The sequence below is a fragment of the Caballeronia sp. GACF4 genome (assembly GCF_023631025.1).
In the GTDB taxonomy this organism is placed as follows: Bacteria; Pseudomonadota; Gammaproteobacteria; order Burkholderiales; family Burkholderiaceae; genus Caballeronia.
This window is the reverse complement of the sequence record NZ_JALQDW010000014.1, coordinates 183,501-204,010: the sequence shown is the minus strand read 5'-3', so window position 1 is coordinate 204,010 and position 20,510 is coordinate 183,501. Positions and strand designations below refer to the sequence as shown.

Below are 20,510 nucleotides of genomic sequence, written 5' to 3'. Positions count from 1 at the left end.
GCGGATTGCGGCGGGTCGCACCGCATGCATCCTGCACGGAAGAAATCCCGATGCTATTCTCGATCGCATCTTTTCTCACCGAGCCTTCGACATGAGCGCGCTTTTCACTCCCAAGACCTTACGCAGCCTTCAGCTTCCCAATCGCATCGTCATTTCGCCGATGTGCCAGTACTCCGCCGAACGCGGCGAGGCCACCGCGTGGCACATGATCCATCTGGGCCAACTCGCGCTCTCGGGCGCGGGCATGCTCGTCATCGAGGCGACCGCGGTCGAGCCTGATGGCCGCATCACGCCTGGCGATCTCGGTCTCTGGGACGACGCGACCGAAGCCGCGCTGCGTCCGGTCCTCGCGGCCATCCGCCAGTATTCGGATATCGCCGTGACCATGCAGCTCGCGCACGCGGGCCGCAAGGCGTCGAGCAACAAGCCGTGGGATGGCGGCCAGCTGATCCCGGTTGCCGACGGCGGCTGGATGACGCATGCACCTTCGGCCATTCCGCACAAGGAAGGCGAGACGCCGCCGCTCGCGCTCGATGCGGCCGGCCTCATTCGCGTGAAGGAAGCGTTCGTCGCATCGGCGAAACGGGCGGCGCGGCTTGGTATCGACGGCATCGAGGTGCATGCGGCGCATGGTTATCTGCTGCATCAGTTTCTGTCGCCGCTCGCCAATCAGCGCACCGACGAATACGGCGGTTCGCTCGAAAATCGCATGCGTTATCCGCTCGAGATTTTCGAGGCCGTGCGCGCCGCGTTTCCCGCCGACAAGCCCGTCGGCGTGCGCGTGTCCGCGACGGATTGGGTCGAGGGCGGCTGGACCATCGAGGACACGATCGCGTTCGCGGCGGAACTGAAGAAGCGCGATGTCGACTGGATCGATGTCTCGTCGGGCGGCGTATCGCCGCTGCAGAAGATCACGCTCGGGCCGGGCTATCAGGTGCCGTACGCACAGGCGGTCAAGGAAGCCACGGGCGTGACGACCATCGCGGTCGGTCTCATCACGGAGCCGCAGCAAGCCGAGGCGATCGTTGGTAGCGGCAAGGCGGACTTCGTCGCCATCGCGCGGGCCGCGCTGTACGATCCACGCTGGGCGTGGCACGCCGCCGCCGAGCTCGGCGCGACCGTCACGGCGCCGCCGCAATACTGGCGCTCGCAGCCGCGCGAACTGAAGAACCTGTTCGGCGACGTGGCGTTCGGCCAGCGCTAACCAACATCATCAGTCGATACCCACGGATACTCACGGGCCAGTTGTTCGACAGCGGCCCGGGAGTGTACGATAACGATTGAGTTGAACAGCACGTTCAACCATGCCAACGCGGCGCCTCAGCGGCCACCGCGTTTTTTTTATCCGCTTTCGTCGAGACGATCCAAGACGAAGTGGACATGAAGCCAACCCCACACCTCGTTTATTAAGGATTCGTTCGATGAGTTCACGCAGGATCACCGTCCGCCGCTCGGGAGTACATGGCAAGGGCGTATTCGCCGTGAAGCACATCGCGGCGGGTGAGCAGGTGATGGAATACAAGGGCGAGCGTATCTCGTGGAAGGAAGCGCTGCGCCGGCATCCGCACAATCCGGATGAGCCGAATCACACGTTCTACTTCGCGCTAGACGACGGCAGCGTGATCGACGGCAAGATCGACGGCAACAGCGCGAAGTACATCAATCATTCGTGCAAGCCGAATTGCGAAGCCGAGGAAGTGGAAGGGCGCGTGTTCATCCACGCCCTGCGCGACATCGGGCCGGAAGAAGAGCTCAATTACGACTACGGCCTCGTGATCGAAGGCCGCATCACCAAGAAGCTCAAGAAAGAATACGAGTGCCGTTGCGGCGCGAAGAAGTGTCGCGGAACCATGCTCGCGCTGAAGAAATAGGCGCTTGCAACGCCATGATAAAGAAGCCACTGCATGGAATCATGCCGTGGCTTTTTATTTTGCGGCGGCTGGCGCCGCGCCGTCCTTGAGCGGCATACGCACGATGAAGCGCGCGCCGCCTTCCGGAGCGTCTTCGTAATGCACCGTGCCGCCGTGCAGCGAGATGATGTCGTGAACGATGGCGAGCCCGAGTCCCGCGCCGCCTTCCACCATCTGACCGTCGCCACGAAAGAAGCGCTTGAAGAGATCGGGTTGCTGATCCGGCGGCACACCGGGACCGTTGTCCTCGATGACCACTTCGCCGAAACGCTTGCCTTGTGCATCGTGCCAGTCGCCAATAGTCAGCGTGATGCGCGAACCTTCATGACGCGACGGCGGCACATACTTGAGCGCGTTGTCGATGAGATTCGCGATCACCTCGCGCGTCAGCACGATATTGCCGCGCGCCATCATCGGATGTTCGTTGTCGGGGTCGTCGAGACGCTGAAAGCCCAGATCCACGCCCGCCGACAACGCGCGCGGCACCCATTCCGCGCCGGTTTCGAACGCGAGCGTGGCGAGATCGAAGTCGGTGAAACGCGCGGCTTGTTCGCCCGGTTCGGCGCGCGCGAGCGAAAGCAGTTGATTCGACAAACGCACCGCGCGATCCGCCGATGCGCGCAGTTCCTTCACCGCTTCGATGGCCTTCGCCGGATCGCGCGAATTAAGCGCTTGCTCCGCGTGCAGCTTGACGGCGGTAAGCGGCGTGCGCAATTGGTGCGCGGCATCGGCGATGAATTTGCGTTGTGCATCGAGCGCGGCCTGAAGGCGCACGAGCAAGCCGTTCATGGCGCTCGTGAGCGGACGGATTTCGCTTGGCACGAAGGTTTCGTCGACGGGTTCGAGCGAGATGTGGGTCTGCTGGTTGAGCGTGTCGGCGAGATCGGTGAGCGGGTTCAATTGCTGATTTACCACGCGCCATACGATCACCCAGCCTGCGAGCAGCAAAAGCAGCAGCGGCATCATGATCGCGAAGAGAAACTCCACCGCGATTCTGTAGCGCGAGCCCACGCGCTGCGCCACTTCGACCACGATAGGATTGCCCGTCGGCTGCGGCACGCGCACTTGCGCGGCGCGCACGCTCACGCCCTGATAGTGCGTTTCGAAAACGTATGCATAGTGGATGCGCCGCACGGCGGTGCCGGTCAGCGGCAGATCGGGCTCGCCGGCAATTTCCTGGTCGCCGGTGCTGATGCGATAGACGAGCTGCTCCACCGGATCGGAGAACATCGCCTGGGCGAGCGGCGGAACGGTGACGGGGGCATCGACGCCCGCGAGCTGAATCTGCTTGGAGATGGCGGTGGCGAGATCCGCGAGAGAACGGTCCACCACGTGCTGCGTGTACTGCCACGCGAGCCAGTACGCCATCAGGCCGCTCATCAGCGCGAGCAGGGACAGCGGCGCGGCCAGGCGGCGCAACAGCGTGCGCCGCAGGCTCGGTGACGCGGGAACTTCGGTGGCCTTAGATCGCGCCAGATCGAGCCAATCTTCGCGGGCGAAACGCTGATCGCCCGCGCGCCGGGTGGGAAGTCGCAAACCGTTCTACCGCCGGGACGTCACGTCGCCTGACGGATCTCCTGAAGCAAATAGCCGAAGCCGCGCACCGTCACGATTTCCACGCGCGTGTTTTCCAGCTTTTTGCGCACGCGATGCACATAAACTTCGATGGCCGTATCGCCGAGATCGCCGCCGAAATGCGTCAGGTGATCCTGCAATTGCGCCTTGCTGACGACGCGGCCATGACGCAGCAGCAGCATTTCCAGCACGGCGAATTCGCGCGGCGACAGTTCGAGCGGACGCTCGTCGTTGAAGATGCGGCGATCCACGCCCGACAGACGCAAGCCGCCCAAGGTGACTTCGGGGCGCGGCACGTCGCCGTGCGGGCCGCTACGGCGCATCACGGCGCGAATGCGCGCTTCCAGTTCCTGCGGCTCGAAGGGCTTGAGCATGTAGTCGTCGGCGCCGCTGTTCAGCCCCTGCACGCGGTCATGCAGTTCGTCGCGCGCGGTGAGGATGATGACCGGCGTATGCCGGTTGCTCTGGCGAAAGCGCGCCAGAAGCGTCATGCCGTCGATGCCCGGCAGGCCCAGATCGAGAATGACCAGTTCGTGGCGGTTCTGCGCGAGCGCTTGCTCGGCGAAGATGCCGTCGTGGACCATATCGACCGTGAAGCCCGACTGTTCGAGGCTGCTCTGGATGCCGCGCGCAATGGGGCGGTCGTCTTCAATCAGAAGGATTCGCATGAACTCGCTCAAGTACGATGGGTTTAACCCGAGCCGGCGCCCAAGCCGGTGACATGCACGACGCGGCGGCGCGGGTTCGAGCCGGATCAAATCCGTTGATTCTCATGCGGCGTCGCGCGAACGTAACCTCGAGCCGCGAGCGGCCGTACACCGGATGACTTTCTGCCTGAACGTTGCCCAGGCTAGTTGCGCTGCTGATTGTACAGCGTCAGTCAGAAGTGCCGGTCGATCGGCCGGGTCCACGGGCGCGCGTCACGCGGCTACATTACACGACCTTATAAATCAGCCTGCACGACCGAAAGATTTCAGCACGATTTCTTTCTTCAAGCTTCGCATCGGCTTCCATCCATGACGGGAAGCTGGCAAAAGGCGCTTTTCGATCCTTTCGATCATGTCACGGTTGGTAATACGGCTGTTACCTTGTCGGTTGCCGTAAGCAGGCGTTAAGCTCCGCGCGAAACGGCCCTTCGGCGCGTCGGGTATGTGAGTGATGGCACTTTCATGCGCTAAAGTCGCATCTTCGTTTTCGCTTTCGCGCGCGCCCAATCATGCTGGAACTTGATCATTTCGATCTCGCTTTGCTCGATGTGCTGCAACGCTTCGGCCGCGCCACGCATCAGCAATTGGGCGAGCAGGTGCCGCTGTCGCCGTCGCAGATCGGCCGTCGACTGCAGCGGCTCGAAGCGACCGGCGTGATCGAAGGATATCGGGTGGTGTTGCGGCCAGAAAAGCTTGGCCTCGGTGTGACCGCGTTCACGAGCCTGAAGCTCAAGCATCACGGCGATTCGATCATCGAGGAGTTTCAGCAGCAGATCGAGACGCTGCCCGAAGTGCTCGAATGCCACGCGACCGTCGGCGATGCGGATTACCTTCTGCGGATCGTCGCGCCCGATCTGAACGCGCTGTCCACCTTCGTGATGAAGAAGCTGATGCGCGTTCCCGGCGTCGATAGCGTGCGCTCGAACATCGTGCTCACGACATTCAAGCGCAACGGTCCGCTGCCGCTAGGTCACTTGTCGACCGATTCCGCCTGAAGCGTCGGATTCAGCAAGTCGACATAAGCAACCGGCACCAGATCCGTCTGTTCCACGCCAAGACGCGCGAACATGGCGTGCGCTTCTTCCTCGCCGCCGGCTTCGTCGTCTTCCTGACCCAGCAGCACTTCGAGTTCGATGAAGTCCCCAAGCCCATCCACGCGATCCAGATGGATGCGCGTGCGCCCGACCAGATAGACATGCCTTTCCTTCGTGACGATGCCGCGCGTGGTCAGCGCCTGCGCGAGCAGCGTATGCATGGCTTCGGGATTCGTCACGGGACTGCGCGAGTAATACGAGACTTTCGGGCCGTCGCGGTCGTCGCGCTGATAGAAGATCAGCTCCGATGGCGTGCCGTCGTCGAACTGGCGCAACTTGAGACGGCCGGTGGGCACGTCGTAGAAGAAGTCCTGCTGGCGAAACACCAGCGGCCTGTCGGTGGCGAGCGCGGCGGCGCGCTCACGCAATTGGTCGAACTGATGAGCGCGTGCCTTGATTTCGATGTTGCGTGCCATGGAGGACTCCGGTTGAGCGGTTTGCCTTGAATGAAGCATCTGCGCTCAAGCCTAGCAAAGTTTCGATGAAGGCCGCTTGAACTTCGCCTTACATCGACCATTGGGCGTCGATGAGCCGCAGCGCCGCCGCAATCGCCGGTTCCTCGCGGCGTTCGGCGAGCGTCACGAACGACAGTTGTGTCGATACCGTGACGCCCTCGACGATGGTCAGCGCATGCGCGTGCGCCTCCCGAAGCGCGATCGAATCGCGGGCGAGCGAAAGGCCCACGCCCGATTTGACGAGATCGAGCATCGACGGCTCCTGATCCACTTCGGCGACGATGGTCGGCGACGCGTTGGCATCGCGGAAAATCTGCGATAGCAGCCGGTTGTGTGCGGATTCCGGCGGCGTCCAGATCCACGGCAACCGCGCGAGCGTCGCCCAGTTGCGCTTTCCCTTGTTCACGCGGTTATGCCAGCCGGCGGGCGCGAGCACGCGATAGTCGAAGGGCGTCAGCCGCACGACATAAAAGCGCTCGCCATCGCGCGTGCCGTCCGCCGCAGGGTCGCCGATGTAGTAGCCGACATCCAGTTCGCGCGACTTCACGCGTTCGAGCACCCAACCCGACATGCCATGCCGCAACGCCGTTTCAATGCGCGGATACGCTTCCACGAGCTGCCGCAGAAAGCCGCCAAGGCGCAGAAATTCGGGGTCGAGAATCGTCCCGATGCGCAACGTGCCGCTCACTTCGTCGCGCAATGCGGCGGCGGCGCGTTGGACATCTGCGGCGGCGACAAGCGCGCGTTCCGCGTGCGGCAGCAGCGCTTCGCCGTCGCGCGTCAGCAAAAGTCCGTGCGATGTCCGCGAAAACAGCACGACGCCGAGCATCTCCTGAAGATTCTTGATCTGCAAACTGACCGCTGGCTGCGTTACATGCAGTTGCGCCGCCGCGCGCGTGAGATTGCCTTCGCGAGCGACGGTGATGAAAGCGCGCAGAAGTGTGTAGTCCATGCGCTGATATTAGCGCGACTTATATCGCCGATGAACATATCTCATTGGATTTGCTGCGGCTTGCGGCGTTACTCTCGCCAGACCATGCCGCGACAGACGGCATTGCCGGCCATCAGGAGACAGCGATGAAACAGGACGCCCGCAAGCTGGAAGGTGAATTCGACTACATCATCGTCGGCGCGGGCACGGCCGGATGCGTGCTCGCCAATCGCCTCAGCGAAGACCCCAACGTGAACGTGCTGCTGCTCGAAGCGGGCGGCAAGGACGACTATCACTGGATACACATTCCCGTCGGCTACTTGTACTGCATTGGCAATCCGCGCACGGACTGGCTGTACAAGACGCAAGCCGAAGCGGGTCTGAACGGGCGCGCGTTGTCTTATCCGCGCGGTCGCGTGCTCGGCGGATGTTCATCCATCAACGGCATGATCTACATGCGCGGCCAGCGCGAAGACTACGACGACTGGGCGCATATCAGCGGCGACCCGAACTGGTCGTGGGATTCCGTGCTGCCCATCTTCAAGCGCAGCGAGGATCATCACGGCGGCGCGAATCAGTGGCATGGCGCGGGCGGCGAGTGGCGCGTGGAAAAACAGCGTCTCAAGTGGAAGATTCTCGAAACCTTCTCGCAAGCCGCGCAGCAAAGCGGCATTCCCGCAACCGATGACTTCAATCGCGGCGACAACACAGGCGTCGGTTATTTCGATGTGAACCAGCGCGGCGGCATTCGCTGGAACGCGGCCAAAGCATTCCTGCGTGAAGCGATGAAGCGCCCGAACCTCACGACGATCACCGGCGCGCACACGCAACGGCTCGTGTTCGAGGGCATGCGGTGCTCGGGCGTGGAATATCGCGGCGGCGACGTCGATTACATCGCGCGGGCGCGTTGCGAGGTGATTCTCAGCGCGGGCGCGGTCAACTCGCCGCAGATTCTCGAGCTCTCGGGCATCGGCAATGGCGCGCGGCTGCAGCGGCTCGGCATCGATGTCGTGCGCGATCTGCGCGGCGTCGGCGAGAATCTGCAGGACCATCTGCAATTGCGCATGGCATACAGAGTGAACGGCGTGCGCACGCTCAATACGTTGTCGGCCAAATGGTGGGGCAAGCTTTTCATCGGCATGCAATACGCGCTCTTGCGCAGCGGCCCCATGTCGATGGCGCCGTCGCAACTCGGCGCGTTCGCCAAATCCAATCCCGACGACGCATCCATCAAGCGCTCCGATGTCGAATATCACGTTCAGCCGTTGTCGCTCGAACGCTTCGGCGAGCCCTTGCACGCGTTCAATGCGTTCACGGCGTCCGTATGCAATCTGCGGCCTACGTCGCGCGGCAGCGTGCATATTGGCTCGCCGGATGCGCACGCGGCACCGCTCATCGCGCCGAATTATCTTTCCACGGAACACGACCGCGAAGTTGCCGTCAACGCGTTGAAGCTCACGCGGCGTATCGTCAACGCCCCCGCGCTGGCGCGACATGCGCCCGAAGAGATTCTGCCCGGCATCCAGCTCCAGACGCGGGAAGAACTGATCGAAGCGGCAGGCAATATCGGCACGACGATTTTTCATCCGGTCGGCACATGCCGCATGGGTACGGACAACGATCCCGCCGCCGTTGTCGATAGCCGTCTGCGCGTGATCGGCGTGCGCGGATTGCGCGTGGTCGATGCATCGGTGATGCCGGTCATCACCTCCGGGAACACGAATTCGCCGACGCTGATGATCGCCGAACGCGCAAGCGACATGATTCGCGAAGACCGGCGCGGCATGGAAGCGCAAGAGGTCATCGCAACCGCGCTTGCATGACCGCACGATGAACGGCGCGTTTTGCGGCCTCGCACGAGACGGCGTCATGCGAGGCCTTCGCATGTCCGACAGCCCGAGCTTTCAACGGCGTAAGTAAGTGCAAATCCCAATGATTGCGCTGCATCATTGCGGCGACAATGGCCTCGAATCAGGTGATGCTCGGCTTATCGCGCGCACACTTTTGTGCAACCGCAACAGCGGCGCACGAGGCAAAGCGGTATCGGCGCGAAACCCGCGTCCGGTATGCGCGGATAAAAAATAAGGCGCAGGCGAAGTCATCCGCTTAGCGTTTCACTTCGCATGGAAGGGGACATGATTCTCGGCGACACCATTCTGGAAACGCGAGGGCTCACGAAGGAATTCAAAGGCTTCACGGCCGTGAATGGCGTGAACCTGCGCGTGCGCCGCGGTTCGATCCACGCGCTGATCGGTCCCAACGGCGCGGGCAAGACGACCTGTTTCAACCTTCTCACCAAGTTCCTCGAACCCACCGCGGGCCAGATCGTCTTCAACGGCACCGACATCACGCGCGAACGCCCGGCGCATATCGCGCGGCGCGGCATCATTCGTTCGTTCCAGATTTCCGCCGTGTTTCCGCACTTGAGCGTGCTGCAGAACGTGCGCGTCGGCCTGCAGCGGCAGCTCGGCACGTCGTTTCAGTTCTGGCGCAGCGAGCGTTCGCTCGATGCCCTCAACGACCGCGCGATGGATTTGCTCACGCAAGTGGGCCTGACCGATTTCGCCGATACGAAAACCGTCGAGCTTTCATACGGCCGCAAGCGCGCGCTGGAAATTGCCACGACGCTTTCGATGGAACCCGAACTCATGCTGCTCGACGAACCGACGCAAGGTATGGGGCACGAGGACGTGGATCGCGTGACGGCGCTCATCAAGAAGGTCTCGGCGGGACGCACCATTCTGATGGTCGAGCACAACATGAACGTGATCGCTGGCATCTCCGACACCATCACGGTGCTTCAGCGCGGCGAAGTGCTCGCGGAAGGCAGCTATGCGGAAGTATCGAAGAATCCGCTCGTGATGGAAGCCTACATGGGCAGCGCCGATGCAGCGCTCACCGGAGCGCACGCATGAGCACGATCGTGGAAGCGCGCCGCTCGCAAGAGGCGAACGGCGCAGCGGATCATGTGCCCGCGCTGGAAATAGCAGGCTTGCAGGCGTGGTACGGCGAATCGCACATTCTGCATGGTGTCGATCTGAAGGTGAATCGCGGCGAAGTGGTCACGCTGCTCGGCCGTAACGGCGCGGGGCGCACGACCACGATGCGCGCCATCATGGGATTGACCGGGCGGCGCACGGGCTCTATCCGCGTGGGCGGACGCGAGACCATTGGGCTTGCCACACACAAGATCGCGCATCATGGGGTCGGCTATTGTCCGGAGGAGCGCGGCATTTTCTCGAGCTTGTCCTGCGAAGAAAATCTTCTCTTGCCACCGGTGACCGGCAATCCGAAAGAGGCGATGCCGCTGGACGAGATCTACTCCATGTTCCCGAATCTGAAGGAGCGGCGCGCGAGTCAGGGCACGCGGCTCTCGGGCGGCGAACAGCAAATGCTCGCGGTGGCGCGCATTCTGCGCACCGGCGCCAATTTGCTGCTGCTCGATGAGATATCGGAAGGGCTTGCGCCCGTCATCGTGCAGACACTCGCGCGCATGATCCTCATGCTGAAGGGGCGTGGCTACACCATCGTCATGGTCGAACAGAATTTTCGTTTCGCGGCGCCGCTCGCGGACCGCTTCTATGTGATGGAGCATGGAAACATCGTCGAGCATTTCGGCGCGGGGGAACTCGAAGCGAAGATGCCGGTGCTGCACGAATTGCTCGGGGTGTAATCGTTCTTAAATCGACAAACGCGGCACGTTGAAGCGGCACGTAAAGCGGCACGTAAAGTGGCACGGCTCAGGCAGCACGCAACAACCAAAAACTCACGGAGACTGCAATGAAAATGAAGACCCTCGCGCGCCTTTCCACTTTTTGCTTTGCGGCTGCGGCGGCGAGTGTGGCGTCCATGAACGCTGCTCACGCGGCCGACGGCAACACGGTGAAGATCGGCTTCATTACCGACCTGTCGGGTCTCTACGCCGATATCGACGGCCAGGGCGGTCTCGAAGCCATTCGCATGGCGATTGCGGACTTCGGCGGCAAGGTGAACGGCAAGCAAATCGAACTCGTGTATGCGGATCACCAGAACAAGGCGGATATCGCGGCATCGCGCGCGCGTGAGTGGATCGACCGCGATGGCGTGAACGTGATCATCGGCGGCACGAACTCGGCTACCGCGCTTTCCACCAATCAGGTCGCGGGCGAGAAGAAGATTCCGTACATCAACATCGGCGCGGGCGCGGACAACCTCACGAACGAGCAGTGCACACCGTACACCGTGCACTATGCGTACGACACCATGGCGCTCGCCAAGGGCACCGGTTCCGCCGTGACGAAGCAGGGCGGCAAGTCGTGGTACTTCCTCACCGCCGACTACGCGTTCGGCAAGGCGCTAGAAAAGAACACGGCCGATGTGGTGAAGGCCAACGGCGGCCAAGTGCTCGGCGATGTACGCCATCCGCTGTCGGCGTCGGACTTCTCGTCGTTTCTGTTGCAGGCGCAAGGATCGAAGGCGCAGGTGCTCGGTCTTGCAAACGCGGGCGGCGACACCATCAACTCGATCAAGGCAGCGAAGGAATTCGGCATCAACAAGTCGATGAAACTCGCCGCGTTGCTGATCTTCCTGACCGACATCCACAGCCTGGGACTCGAAACCACGCAAGGCCTCGTGGCGACGGATAGCTGGTACTGGAACAAGGACGACAAGACGCGCGCGTGGGCCAAGCGCTACTTCGACAAGATGAAGAAGATGCCGACGAGCCTGCAGGCCGCGGACTATTCGGCTGTCACGACGTATCTGAAGGCCGTGCAGGCCACGGGCACGACCGACAGCGACAAGATCATGGCGCAGTTGAAGCAGACGAAGATCGACGACTTCTACGCGAAGGGCACCATTCGCCAGGACGGCGCGATGATCCACGACATGTATCTCATGGAAGTGAAGAAGCCGTCGGAGTCGAAGGAGCCGTGGGACTACTACAAGATCACGGCGACGATTCCCGGCGATCAGGCATTCGGCACGAAGGCGGAGTCGCGCTGCGCGGCGTGGAAATAAGCGCACACGGTTGATGCGGCAAGCGGCTGTCATTGGCCGCTTGCCGCGATGACTTAATCGACCCATTCCTGACGGCAGGTTCAATGGAAATTTTCGGCATCCCGCTCGCCGCGATGATGAGCCAGTTGCTCCTCGGACTGGTGAACGGCTCGTTCTACGCGATCCTGAGTCTCGGGCTCGCGGTGATCTTCGGCTTGCTCAACGTCATCAACTTCGCGCACGGCGCGTTGTTCATGCTCGGCGCCATGCTCGCGTGGATGGGCGCCTCGTATCTAAACGTGCCGTATTGGGCGATGCTCGTGCTCGCGCCGCTTATCGTCGGCCTCTTCGGCATGGTTATCGAACGCTCGATGCTGCGTTGGCTATACAAGCTCGATCACCTCTACGGCTTGTTGCTTACGTTCGGCCTCACGCTCGTGATCGAAGGCGTGTTCCGTTCCATCTATGGTTCGTCGGGTCAGCCTTACGACGTGCCCTCGCTTCTGACGGGCGCGACCAATCTCGGCTTCATGTTCCTGCCGAACTATCGCGCGTGGGTCGTCGTGGCATCGCTCGCGGTGTGCTTCGCGACATGGTTCGTGATCGAGAAGACGCGCATTGGCGCTTATCTGCGCGCGGGCACGGAGAATCCGAAGCTCGTCGAGGCATTCGGCATCAACGTGCCGCTCATGATCACGCTCACCTATGGCTTCGGCGTCGCGCTTGCGGCCTTTGCGGGGGTGCTGGCCGCGCCGGTGATTCAAGTGTCGCCGCTGATGGGCCAGTCGATGATCATCACCGTGTTCGCGGTCGTGGTGATCGGCGGCATGGGTTCGATCATGGGCTCGATTCTCACGGGTCTTTTGCTCGGCATCATCGAAGGCCTGACGCGCGTGTTTTATCCGGAAGCGTCCGCGACGGTTGTCTTCGTCATCATGGCGCTCGTGCTGATGGTGCGGCCCGCCGGACTCTTCGGCAAGGAAAAATGATGCAGAGAAAAGCGCTTTACGGCTTGTTGCTGATCGCTTTGATCGTCGCGCCCTTCGCGGGCGTATATCCGGTCTTCATGATGAAAGTGATGTGCTTCGCGTTGTTCGCGGCGGCGTTCAATCTGTTGATCGGCTATACGGGCTTGCTGTCCTTCGGGCACGCGATGTTTCTGGCAAGCGCGGGTTACACCGCGGGCTATGCCATCCAGACATTGGGGTTGACGCCCGAACTCGGCGTGATCGCGGGAACGGCGGTGGCGACCGTGCTTGGATTGATCGTCGGTCTTCTGGCGATCCGCCGCCAAGGCATCTACTTCGCGATGGTCACGCTCGCGCTCGCGCAGATGGTCTACTTCGTGTTCCTGCAGGCGCCGTTCACGCATGGCGAAGACGGCTTGCAAGGCGTGCCGCGCGGCAAGCTCTTCGGCGCGTTGAACCTCGGCAGTGACATCACGCTCTATTACGTCGTGCTCGTCGTCATGTTGCTGGCGTTCGCGTTGATCGTGCGTATCGTGCATTCGCCGTTCGGACAAGTGCTGATCGCGATCAAGGAGAACGAGCCGCGCGCGGTATCGCTCGGCTACGATACCGCGCGCTACAAGCTGCTTGCGTTCGTGTTGTCAGCGGGTCTCGCAGGGCTTGCCGGTGCGCTGAAGACGCTCGTGCTCGGCTTCGAAACTCTCGGCGATGCCTACTGGACGATGTCCGGCCTGGTGGTGCTGATGACGCTCGTCGGCGGCATGAGCACCATGTTCGGTCCGTTGCTCGGCGCGGCGATCATCGTTGCGCTGGAAGACCGGCTCGGCGATATCGGCGGCGGACTTGCGCGACTCACCGGCGTGGACTGGTTCAATTCGCTGGGTGAATCCGTGACTATCGTGACGGGCCTGATTTTTATCGCATGCGTGCTCGCATTTCGGCGCGGCATTGTGGGTGAAATCGTGGCGCGTGTCAGACCGCTACAGGGTTAACCATTTAGTTGGATATCCGAACAAATACTGTTCAAGCAACGACACGCGCGCAATGCACGGTTAACGACCTCGAAATCGCCCTCTTAAGGTGCTTTTATGCACCACTAGGGTAAATGCTAGGTTGTTGCGAAACGATACAGTCGATAACATTCTGCTTAGTTCTGTTGCACCCAGATTTTTGAGGTGGAGAACGAGGAGACATGAGGCACCAAGTGCCCGACCGAAAGCGCTGTTGGATGATTCCAACAGCGCTTTTTTATTGGCTGTTTTGTTTTGCGTCGATATTTCGCGTCGCCGAAATATAATCCGCATACCGTTTCGGCGGATTCAAAAAACTCGCATTCACACCCGGTCGCAGCTTACGTTCGACAGCCGTCATAAGCCCTGCAAAACGCTTGCTGTGCATGACGCGCCTCCGCTAAACTGCATTTCCCGACCCATCGGTCGGTGAAAAGACGCGGGCTTCAAACTGGACGTTTCACGATCAAGACGGGGCGCAAATCAATGAAGTGGGCTTTACGCGTTAAGACGGTCGCAATGGCTGTCGCGGGTTTATCGGCAGTATTCAGCACTCAGGTTTTCGCGGACGTAAAGATAGGCGTGACGGTTTCGGCAACGGGCCCGGCGGCTTCGCTCGGCATTCCGGAAAAGAACACCATCGCGTTGCTGCCAAAAGAAGTGGCGGGGCAGAAGGTGCAGTACATCGTGTTGGATGACGCCACGGATTCCACGCAAGCCGTGAAGAACGCGCGCAAGCTCACGAGCGAAGACCACGTCGATGCGCTCGTCGGTTCCACGGTCGTTCCCAATTCCCTCGCGATGATCGACATCGCCGCCGAGACCACCACGCCCATGATCTCGATGGCGGCCGCGGCCAGCATCGTCGAACCCATGGATGCGAAGAAGGCGTGGGTCTTCAAGACACCGCAGAACGACATCCTCATGGCGACCGCTATTGCGCAGCACATGTCGAATCATGGCGTGAAGACGGTTGCCTTCATCGGCTTTGCGGACGCCTACGGCGAGAGCTGGTTCAAGGAGTTCACGAAGGCGGCGGAGCTCGCGAAGATTCGCGTCGTGGCCAACGAGCGCTTCGCGCGCAACGACGCATCGGTCACGGGGCAAGTGCTCAAGATGATGTCGCAGAACGCGGATGCGGTACTCATCGCCGGTGCGGGAACACCCGCCGCGCTGCCGCAGAAAACGCTCAAGGAGCGCGGCTACAAGGGCAAGATCTATCAGACGCACGGCGTTGCCAACAACGACTTCCTGCGCGTATGCGGCAAGGACTGCGAAGGCACGTTCCTGCCCGCCGGACCGTTGCTGGTCGCCGAGCAACTGCCGGACAGCAATCCGGTGAAGCAAGCCGCGCTCACTTACAAGAAGGCTTATGAAGGCGCATACGGCGCGGGTTCGGTCTCGACGTTCGGCGGTCATGCGTGGGATGCGGGCCTCATTCTCCAGCGCGCTATTCCCATTGCCTTGAAGAAGGGTCAGCCAGGAACGCCCGCGTTTCGCGAGGCATTGCGCGCGGCTATCGAAGGCACCAAGGACTTGCCTGCATCGCACGGCATCTTCAACATGAGCGCGAACGATCACTCCGGTCTTGATCAGCGTGCTCGCGTGATGGTGGAGATCGTCGGCGGCAAGTGGAAGCTCTCGGGCAACTGAGCATGTGAAATCACGCAAACGAAGAAGGCGCGTCTGTCATGGTCGCGCCTTTTTTTCTGCATGCCGTAATGGAAGAGAAGAGGGCGCGAAAACCCCATGCAGCGCCTGCCGACGGTCAGGGAAAACCAGCCTAGGCACGTGGTTTCGCGGTACATAGATTGGGGCGGCTGTTCAGACGGCAGTAAGCAAGCTTCATCGATAACAACTCGCAGCGGCGCGTCCAGCCGGTCGCGTTTGGAGACAAGCAATGAAAACGAAGCACACATGGATCAGGGCAAGCGTCGCGCTCGCCATCGCGGGGGGCGCGCTCGTAAGCTCGGGCGCGGCCTTCGCGCAAGTGAAGATTGGCGTGACTCTCTCGGCCACGGGACCGGCGGCATCGCTCGGGATTCCCGAGAAAAATACCATCGCGTTGTTGCCAAAGGAAATTGGCGGCAAGTCCGTCGAGTACATCGTGCTGGATGACGGCTCCGACACGAGCCGCGCCGTGCAGAACACGCGCAAGCTGATAGACGAGGATCATGTCGATGCAGTCGTCGGTTCAACGGTCACGCCCAATTCGCTCGCGATGATCGATGCCGCTTCGGCTTCGAAGACACCGATGATCTCGATGGCGGCATCGGCTTCCATCATTGCACCGATGGATGGCAAGAAAGCGTGGGTCTTCAAGACGCCGCAGAACGACGCGCTCATGGCCGACGCCATCGCCAGTTACATGGAGAAGCACGGCGTGAAGACAGTGGGCTTCATCGGCTTCGCGGATGCCTACGGCGACGGCTGGTACAACGTCTTCAACGCAGCGGCGAGCGCGCACAAGCTCAAGATCGTCGCGAACGAACGCTATAACCGCACGGACACGTCCGTCACCGGTCAGGTGCTCAAGACGGTGGGCGCCAATCCGGATGCCGTGCTGATCGCAGGCGCGGGAACGCCGTCGGCGCTGCCGGCGAAGGCGTTAAAGGAGCGCGGGTACAAGGGCAAGGTTTATCAGACGCACGGTGTGGCGAACAACGACTTCCTGCGCGTATGCGGCAAGGATTGCGAAGGAGAGATCCTGCCTGCCGGGCCGGTTCTCGTGACCGAGCAACTGCCGGAAAACAATCCGGTGAAGAAGTCCTCGGCGGCGTACAAGAACGCCTATGAGAAGGCCAACGGGGCGGGTACGCTTTCCACCTTCGGCGGTCACGCGTGGGACGCCGGTCAGATGCTTCAGCGTGCGATCCCCGAAGCGCTCAAGAAAGCGCAGCCGGGTACGCCCGAGTTCCGTGAAGCGCTGCGCGCCGCGTTAGAGAATCTGAAGGACTTGCCCGTCGCGCACGGCATCATGAACACGACATCGAACGATCACAACGGCTTCGACGATCGCGCGCGTGTGATGGTGCAAATCTCCGATGGCAAGTGGAAGCTGCTCAACGACTGATCGGACTTGAGCGCGCGCTCTGCTAAAGGCGCGTTCTTTTCTCCGATTTTCAAGATAGCAAAGCGGTGCGCCGATGTATGCGGCGCGCCGCTTTTTCCCATGTTCACGGGCTGATCCGGCAGCCCGACCGTTTTGCGGAAGCTCTGAAGAGGAAGTATGGACTTATCGATTGCGGCGATCCTCGCGCAAGACGGGATCACCACGGGCGCGATCTATGGATTGCTCGCGCTCGCCCTGGTGCTCGTGTTTTCCGTGACTCGCGTCATTTTCATCCCGCAAGGGGAGTTCGTCGCTTATGGCGCGCTCACGCTTGCCGCGCTGCAGACGCAAAAGCTGCCGGCGACGTGTTACTTGCTCATCGTCATGGGCGCGGGTTGCTTCGTCGCCGAACTTGCTGGGATCGTGCGGCATCCGGCGCGGTATCGGCAGATTGGACGGCTGCTTGCAACGCTCGCGGGAAAGTATGTGCTGTTTCCCGTCGGCGTATGGATACTGACGCAGGCAATCTTCGCGCAGCCCTTGCCGATGTTCGTGCAGATCGCGCTGACGCTGTTGATCGTCGTGCCGATGGGACCGTTCGTGTATCGACTCGCCTACGAGCCGATCGCGGAGGCAAGCACGCTGTTGCTGCTGATCGTCGCGGTGGCCGTGCACTTCGCGATGGTCGGGCTCGGGCTCGTCATGTTCGGCGCGGAAGGATCGCGAACGATGGCGTTCTCCGACGCCACGTTCAATCTCGGCAGCGTGTCGATCTCCGGGCAGAGTGTTTGGGTGGTGGGCACGGCGGTCGTGCTGATAGCGGCGCTCTACTTCTACTTCGACCGGACCATTTCCGGCAAGGCGTTGCGGGCGACGTCGGTGAACCGTTTGGGCGCGCGCCTGGTCGGCATCGGCACGACGCAAGCGGGGCGGCTCGCGTTCACGCTGGCGGCGGGGCTCGGCGCGCTGTGCGGCGTACTCGTCGCACCGATCACGACCATCTATTACGACTCGGGATTCCTGATCGGCTTGAAGGGCTTCGTCGGGGCAATCGTGGGCGGTCTGGTGAGTTATCCGCTGGCGGCGGCGGGGTCGCTGCTCGTCGGCTTGCTGGAGTCGTATTCGTCGTTCTGGGCGAGCGCGTACAAAGAGGTGATCGTCTTCACGCTGATTATTCCGGTGCTGCTATGGCGAAGCCTGGCAAGCCCGCATTCCGATGAAGACGAGGAGTAACGCAATGGCATTCCTTCATCGATACCGCTTCTTCTGGCTGTTCCTCATCGTGGTCCTTGCGTTGCCCGTGTTGCCGAAACCGGTGGCCGTGCCCGAGTACTGGATAACGCTGCTCAACTACATCGGCTTGTATTCGATTGTCGCGATAGGGCTCGTCTTGCTGACGGGCATAGGCGGGATGACGAGCTTCGGGCAGGCCGCATTCGTCGGCGTAGGTGCGTATGCAACGGCGTTTCTGACGACCCAATACGGTGTGTCACCGTGGCTTGCGTTGATTGCGGGCGTGGTGTTGACGGCAGTCATCGCGCTGTTTCTGGGCCTCATCACGATGCGGCTTTCCGGGCACTTTCTGCCGCTCGGCACAATCGCGTGGGGACTGTCGTTGTTTTATCTGTTCGGAAACATGGAGTTGCTCGGCAAGTACGACGGGATCAATGGAATTCCTGTGTTGAACCTTTTTGGATGGCACTTGGAGTCTGGGCGCAGCATCTACTACCTGATTTGGGTCGTCGTGCTGCTCGCCGTCGTATCTGTTCAGAATCTGCTTAATAGTCGTCCGGGCCGCGCCATTCGTGCGTTGCGCGGCGGCGGCACGATGGCGGAGGCGATGGGCGTCAATACCGGCTGGATGCGCGTCGTTATCTTTGTCTATGCGGCGGTGCTTGCATCCATTTCCGGCTTTCTTTACGCGCATTTACAGCGTGCGGTGAATCCGACGCCGTTCGGGCTTAATCATGGCATCGAGTTTCTGTTCATGGCGGTGGTTGGCGGAGTGGCGCATGTCTGGGGTGCGATTCTGGGCGCGACTATCCTCACCGTTCTGCAAGATTATCTACAGACGCTGCTGCCCAAGTTGCTCGGTGCGAACGGAAACTTCGAGGTTATTGTCTTCGGCGTGTTGATGGTGCTGCTGCTTCAATACGCGCGTCAGGGAGTGTGGCCGTTTGTGGCGCGTTTGTTTCCAAGCGCTCCGCGAGGGCGCGTGCCGGAGCGCGTCGAAGCGTTGCCGCAGCGCAGCAAGCCGGCGGCGGGCGAATCGCTTCTTGTCGTCGATAACGCGCGCAAACAGTTCGGCGGGCTTGTTGCAGTAAACGATGTGAGTTTCGATATAAAGGCAGGGGAGATCATAGGGCTGATCGGGCCGAACGGCGCTGGAAAATCCACCACTTTCAATCTCGTGACCGGAGTGCTTCAGGCTACGAGCGGCGCGATCAGCTTTCGAGGCGAGCGTATCGAGAGGCTGACATCGCGGGAGATCGTAAAGCGCGGCATCGGGCGAACCTTCCAGCACGTGAAGATGCTTCCGGGTATGAGCGTCTTGGAAAATGTTGCGATCGGCGCACATCTGCGGGGAAACACCGGAGTTTGGCGGAGCGTCGCGCGTTTGAACGGTGCGGAGGAAAGTCGGCTGATGGCCGAGGCGGCGCGACAGATCGAACGCGTCGGCCTGGAAAAGCATGTATTCAGTGAGGCCGGAAGTTTGGCGCTGGGGCAACAACGCATCATGGAAATTGCGCGCGCGCTGTGTTGCGATCCGACGCTTTTGCTTCTCGATGAGCCAGCAGCTGGTTTGCGGTATCAGGAAAAGCTTGAGCTTGCCGACCTGCTGCGTAGGCTTCGCGCAGAGGGAATGAGCATCCTGCTGGTCGAGCACGACATGGACTTCGTGATGAATCTCACCGACCGCCTTGTCGTGATGGAGTTCGGGACGAAGATCGCAGAAGGTTTGCCGTCAGATGTTCAGAAAGATCCTACTGTGCTCGAAGCGTATCTTGGTGGAGTGGAGTAATGCAAAAAAGTGTGCCGATTCTTCAAGTCGATGGTTTATCCGTCCGATACGGGAAAGTCGAGGCGCTGCACAATGCGACGCTCACGGTCGGCGCTGGACAAATCGTGTCGGTGATCGGTCCAAATGGTGCGGGCAAATCCACTCTGTTGAATGCAATCATGGGGGCTTTGCCGCAGACAGGATCGTCTAACGGTGTGATCCGGTATCTGGACGAGGATGTCGCTGCGCTGCCTATCGAGCGTCGTGTTTCACGTGGAATGTGCCTTGTCCCTGAGCGCCGGGAACTGTTTGCTTCGATGTCGGTTGAGGACAATCTCGTCCTAGGCGCCTATCGGCGCAAGCGAGCGGGGGAGCGAAATTTCTTGGATCAGCTTGAACCAGTCTTTTGCCTTTTTCCCCGGTTGAAGGAACGCCGCAGGCAGGCGGCAGGAACGCTATCCGGCGGTGAGCGGCAAATGCTTGCTGTGGGTCGATCGTTGATGGCTAAGCCCAAATTGTTGATGCTCGATGAGCCTAGTCTGGGTCTGGCACCTTTGATCGTGAAGGAAATTTTTCATATCGTTAGTGCGCTTCGCGAGACGGGCGTCGCAATACTTTTGATCGAGCAAAACGCACGCGCGGCACTACAGATATCAGACTTCGGGTACGTTCTTGAGACAGGCGAATTCGCCCTGAAAGGCCTCGCGCAAGATTTGCAACACAATCCCCAGGTCATTGAGACTTACCTCGGGTTGGTAAAGAAGGCTGTTTAGCGGGTTGCGTCAAATCTCGAAGGCGTGTTTCACGTGAAACACGCCATTTTTTTCGCC

The 20,510-nt window shown here is 61.0% G+C and carries 18 protein-coding genes; 14 read left to right on the top strand and 4 right to left on the bottom strand.

Translation table 11 applies throughout. The annotated features are described in order from the left end of the window. Positions 1 to 91: 91 nt before the first annotated feature. Both NCR40_RS13470 and NCR40_RS13465 read left to right on the top strand, forming a co-directional pair. Positions 92 to 1,204 carry an NADH:flavin oxidoreductase/NADH oxidase gene (locus NCR40_RS13470; RefSeq protein ID WP_244826631.1) on the top strand — a complete coding sequence of 371 codons (1,113 nt, stop codon included), beginning with the start codon at positions 92 to 94 and terminating at the stop codon, positions 1,202 to 1,204. A 217-nt stretch (positions 1,205 to 1,421) separates the two neighbouring features. Then, entirely contained in the window at positions 1,422 to 1,871 is a 450-nt protein-coding gene (locus tag NCR40_RS13465; RefSeq protein WP_250509687.1) for an SET domain-containing protein, read from the top strand. Positions 1,872 to 1,925: 54 nt separating this feature from the next. Here the strand turns inward: NCR40_RS13465 and NCR40_RS13460 are convergent, their stop codons facing one another. Together NCR40_RS13460 and NCR40_RS13455 are read right to left on the bottom strand one after the other, a co-directional pair. Next, positions 1,926 to 3,446 (bottom strand): sensor histidine kinase, encoded by a 1,521-nt coding sequence (locus tag NCR40_RS13460; protein ID WP_502800982.1) that lies wholly within the window; start codon positions 3,444 to 3,446, stop codon positions 1,926 to 1,928. 20 nt (positions 3,447 to 3,466) lie between these two features. Next, positions 3,467 to 4,153 carry a response regulator transcription factor gene (locus NCR40_RS13455; protein ID WP_244826629.1) on the bottom strand — a complete coding sequence of 229 codons (687 nt, stop codon included), beginning with the start codon at positions 4,151 to 4,153 and terminating at the stop codon, positions 3,467 to 3,469. Positions 4,154 to 4,701: 548 nt separating this feature from the next. Here NCR40_RS13455 and NCR40_RS13450 point away from each other — a divergent pair. Continuing rightward, entirely contained in the window at positions 4,702 to 5,187 is a 486-nt protein-coding gene (locus NCR40_RS13450; RefSeq protein WP_244826627.1) for an Lrp/AsnC family transcriptional regulator, read from the top strand. Here the strand turns inward: NCR40_RS13450 and NCR40_RS13445 are convergent. Then, entirely contained in the window at positions 5,163 to 5,702 is a 540-nt protein-coding gene (locus tag NCR40_RS13445) for a class IV adenylate cyclase (RefSeq protein WP_244826626.1), read from the bottom strand. The two genes, NCR40_RS13450 and NCR40_RS13445, sit on opposite strands and share 25 nt — an antisense overlap. An 88-nt stretch (positions 5,703 to 5,790) precedes the next feature. Then, complete coding sequence (locus NCR40_RS13440) at positions 5,791 to 6,693, bottom strand: LysR family transcriptional regulator (protein ID WP_250509686.1); 903 nt, start codon at positions 6,691 to 6,693, stop codon at positions 5,791 to 5,793. A gap of 125 nt (positions 6,694 to 6,818) precedes the next feature. Here NCR40_RS13440 and NCR40_RS13435 point away from each other — a divergent pair, with 125 nt between their 5' ends. The 11 genes from NCR40_RS13435 to NCR40_RS13385 all read left to right on the top strand — a co-directional run bounded on the left by NCR40_RS13435 (position 6,819) and on the right by NCR40_RS13385 (position 20,453). After that, the gene (locus tag NCR40_RS13435; protein WP_250509685.1) at positions 6,819 to 8,495 is read left to right on the top strand and encodes a GMC family oxidoreductase; all 1,677 of its coding nucleotides are present in this window, start codon (positions 6,819 to 6,821) and stop codon (positions 8,493 to 8,495) included. Between the two features lie 312 nt (positions 8,496 to 8,807). After that, positions 8,808 to 9,587 (top strand): ABC transporter ATP-binding protein, encoded by a 780-nt coding sequence (locus NCR40_RS13430; RefSeq protein WP_244826623.1) that lies wholly within the window; start codon positions 8,808 to 8,810, stop codon positions 9,585 to 9,587. Continuing rightward, on the top strand, positions 9,584 to 10,345 hold the full coding sequence (locus tag NCR40_RS13425; protein ID WP_250509684.1) for an ABC transporter ATP-binding protein: 762 nt from the start codon (positions 9,584 to 9,586) through the stop codon (positions 10,343 to 10,345). The genes NCR40_RS13430 and NCR40_RS13425 overlap by 4 nt, the downstream gene beginning before the upstream one ends. A 107-nt stretch (positions 10,346 to 10,452) precedes the next feature. Then, positions 10,453 to 11,670, top strand: coding sequence for an ABC transporter substrate-binding protein (locus NCR40_RS13420; protein WP_250509683.1), 1,218 nt, complete (start codon positions 10,453 to 10,455; stop codon positions 11,668 to 11,670). 83 nt (positions 11,671 to 11,753) lie between these two features. Continuing rightward, positions 11,754 to 12,638, top strand: a complete 885-nt coding sequence (locus NCR40_RS13415; protein WP_244826620.1) for a branched-chain amino acid ABC transporter permease — start codon at positions 11,754 to 11,756, stop codon at positions 12,636 to 12,638. Beyond that, positions 12,638 to 13,609 carry a branched-chain amino acid ABC transporter permease gene (locus NCR40_RS13410; RefSeq protein WP_250509724.1) on the top strand — a complete coding sequence of 324 codons (972 nt, stop codon included), beginning with the start codon at positions 12,638 to 12,640 and terminating at the stop codon, positions 13,607 to 13,609. Before NCR40_RS13415 ends, NCR40_RS13410 begins: the two co-directional genes overlap by 1 nt. A 504-nt stretch (positions 13,610 to 14,113) precedes the next feature. After that, positions 14,114 to 15,280 (top strand): ABC transporter substrate-binding protein, encoded by a 1,167-nt coding sequence (locus NCR40_RS13405; RefSeq protein WP_250509682.1) that lies wholly within the window; start codon positions 14,114 to 14,116, stop codon positions 15,278 to 15,280. A 247-nt stretch (positions 15,281 to 15,527) separates the two neighbouring features. Then, entirely contained in the window at positions 15,528 to 16,700 is a 1,173-nt protein-coding gene (locus NCR40_RS13400) for an ABC transporter substrate-binding protein (RefSeq protein ID WP_250466197.1), read from the top strand. 156 nt (positions 16,701 to 16,856) lie between these two features. Next, on the top strand, positions 16,857 to 17,912 hold the full coding sequence (locus NCR40_RS13395; RefSeq protein ID WP_250509681.1) for a branched-chain amino acid ABC transporter permease: 1,056 nt from the start codon (positions 16,857 to 16,859) through the stop codon (positions 17,910 to 17,912). Positions 17,913 to 17,916: 4 nt separating this feature from the next. Next, positions 17,917 to 19,701 carry a branched-chain amino acid ABC transporter ATP-binding protein/permease gene (locus NCR40_RS13390; RefSeq protein ID WP_250509680.1) on the top strand — a complete coding sequence of 595 codons (1,785 nt, stop codon included), beginning with the start codon at positions 17,917 to 17,919 and terminating at the stop codon, positions 19,699 to 19,701. Further along, positions 19,701 to 20,453, top strand: coding sequence for an ABC transporter ATP-binding protein (locus tag NCR40_RS13385; RefSeq protein ID WP_250509679.1), 753 nt, complete (start codon positions 19,701 to 19,703; stop codon positions 20,451 to 20,453). The genes NCR40_RS13390 and NCR40_RS13385 overlap by 1 nt, the downstream gene beginning before the upstream one ends. Positions 20,454 to 20,510: the final 57 nt, after the last annotated feature.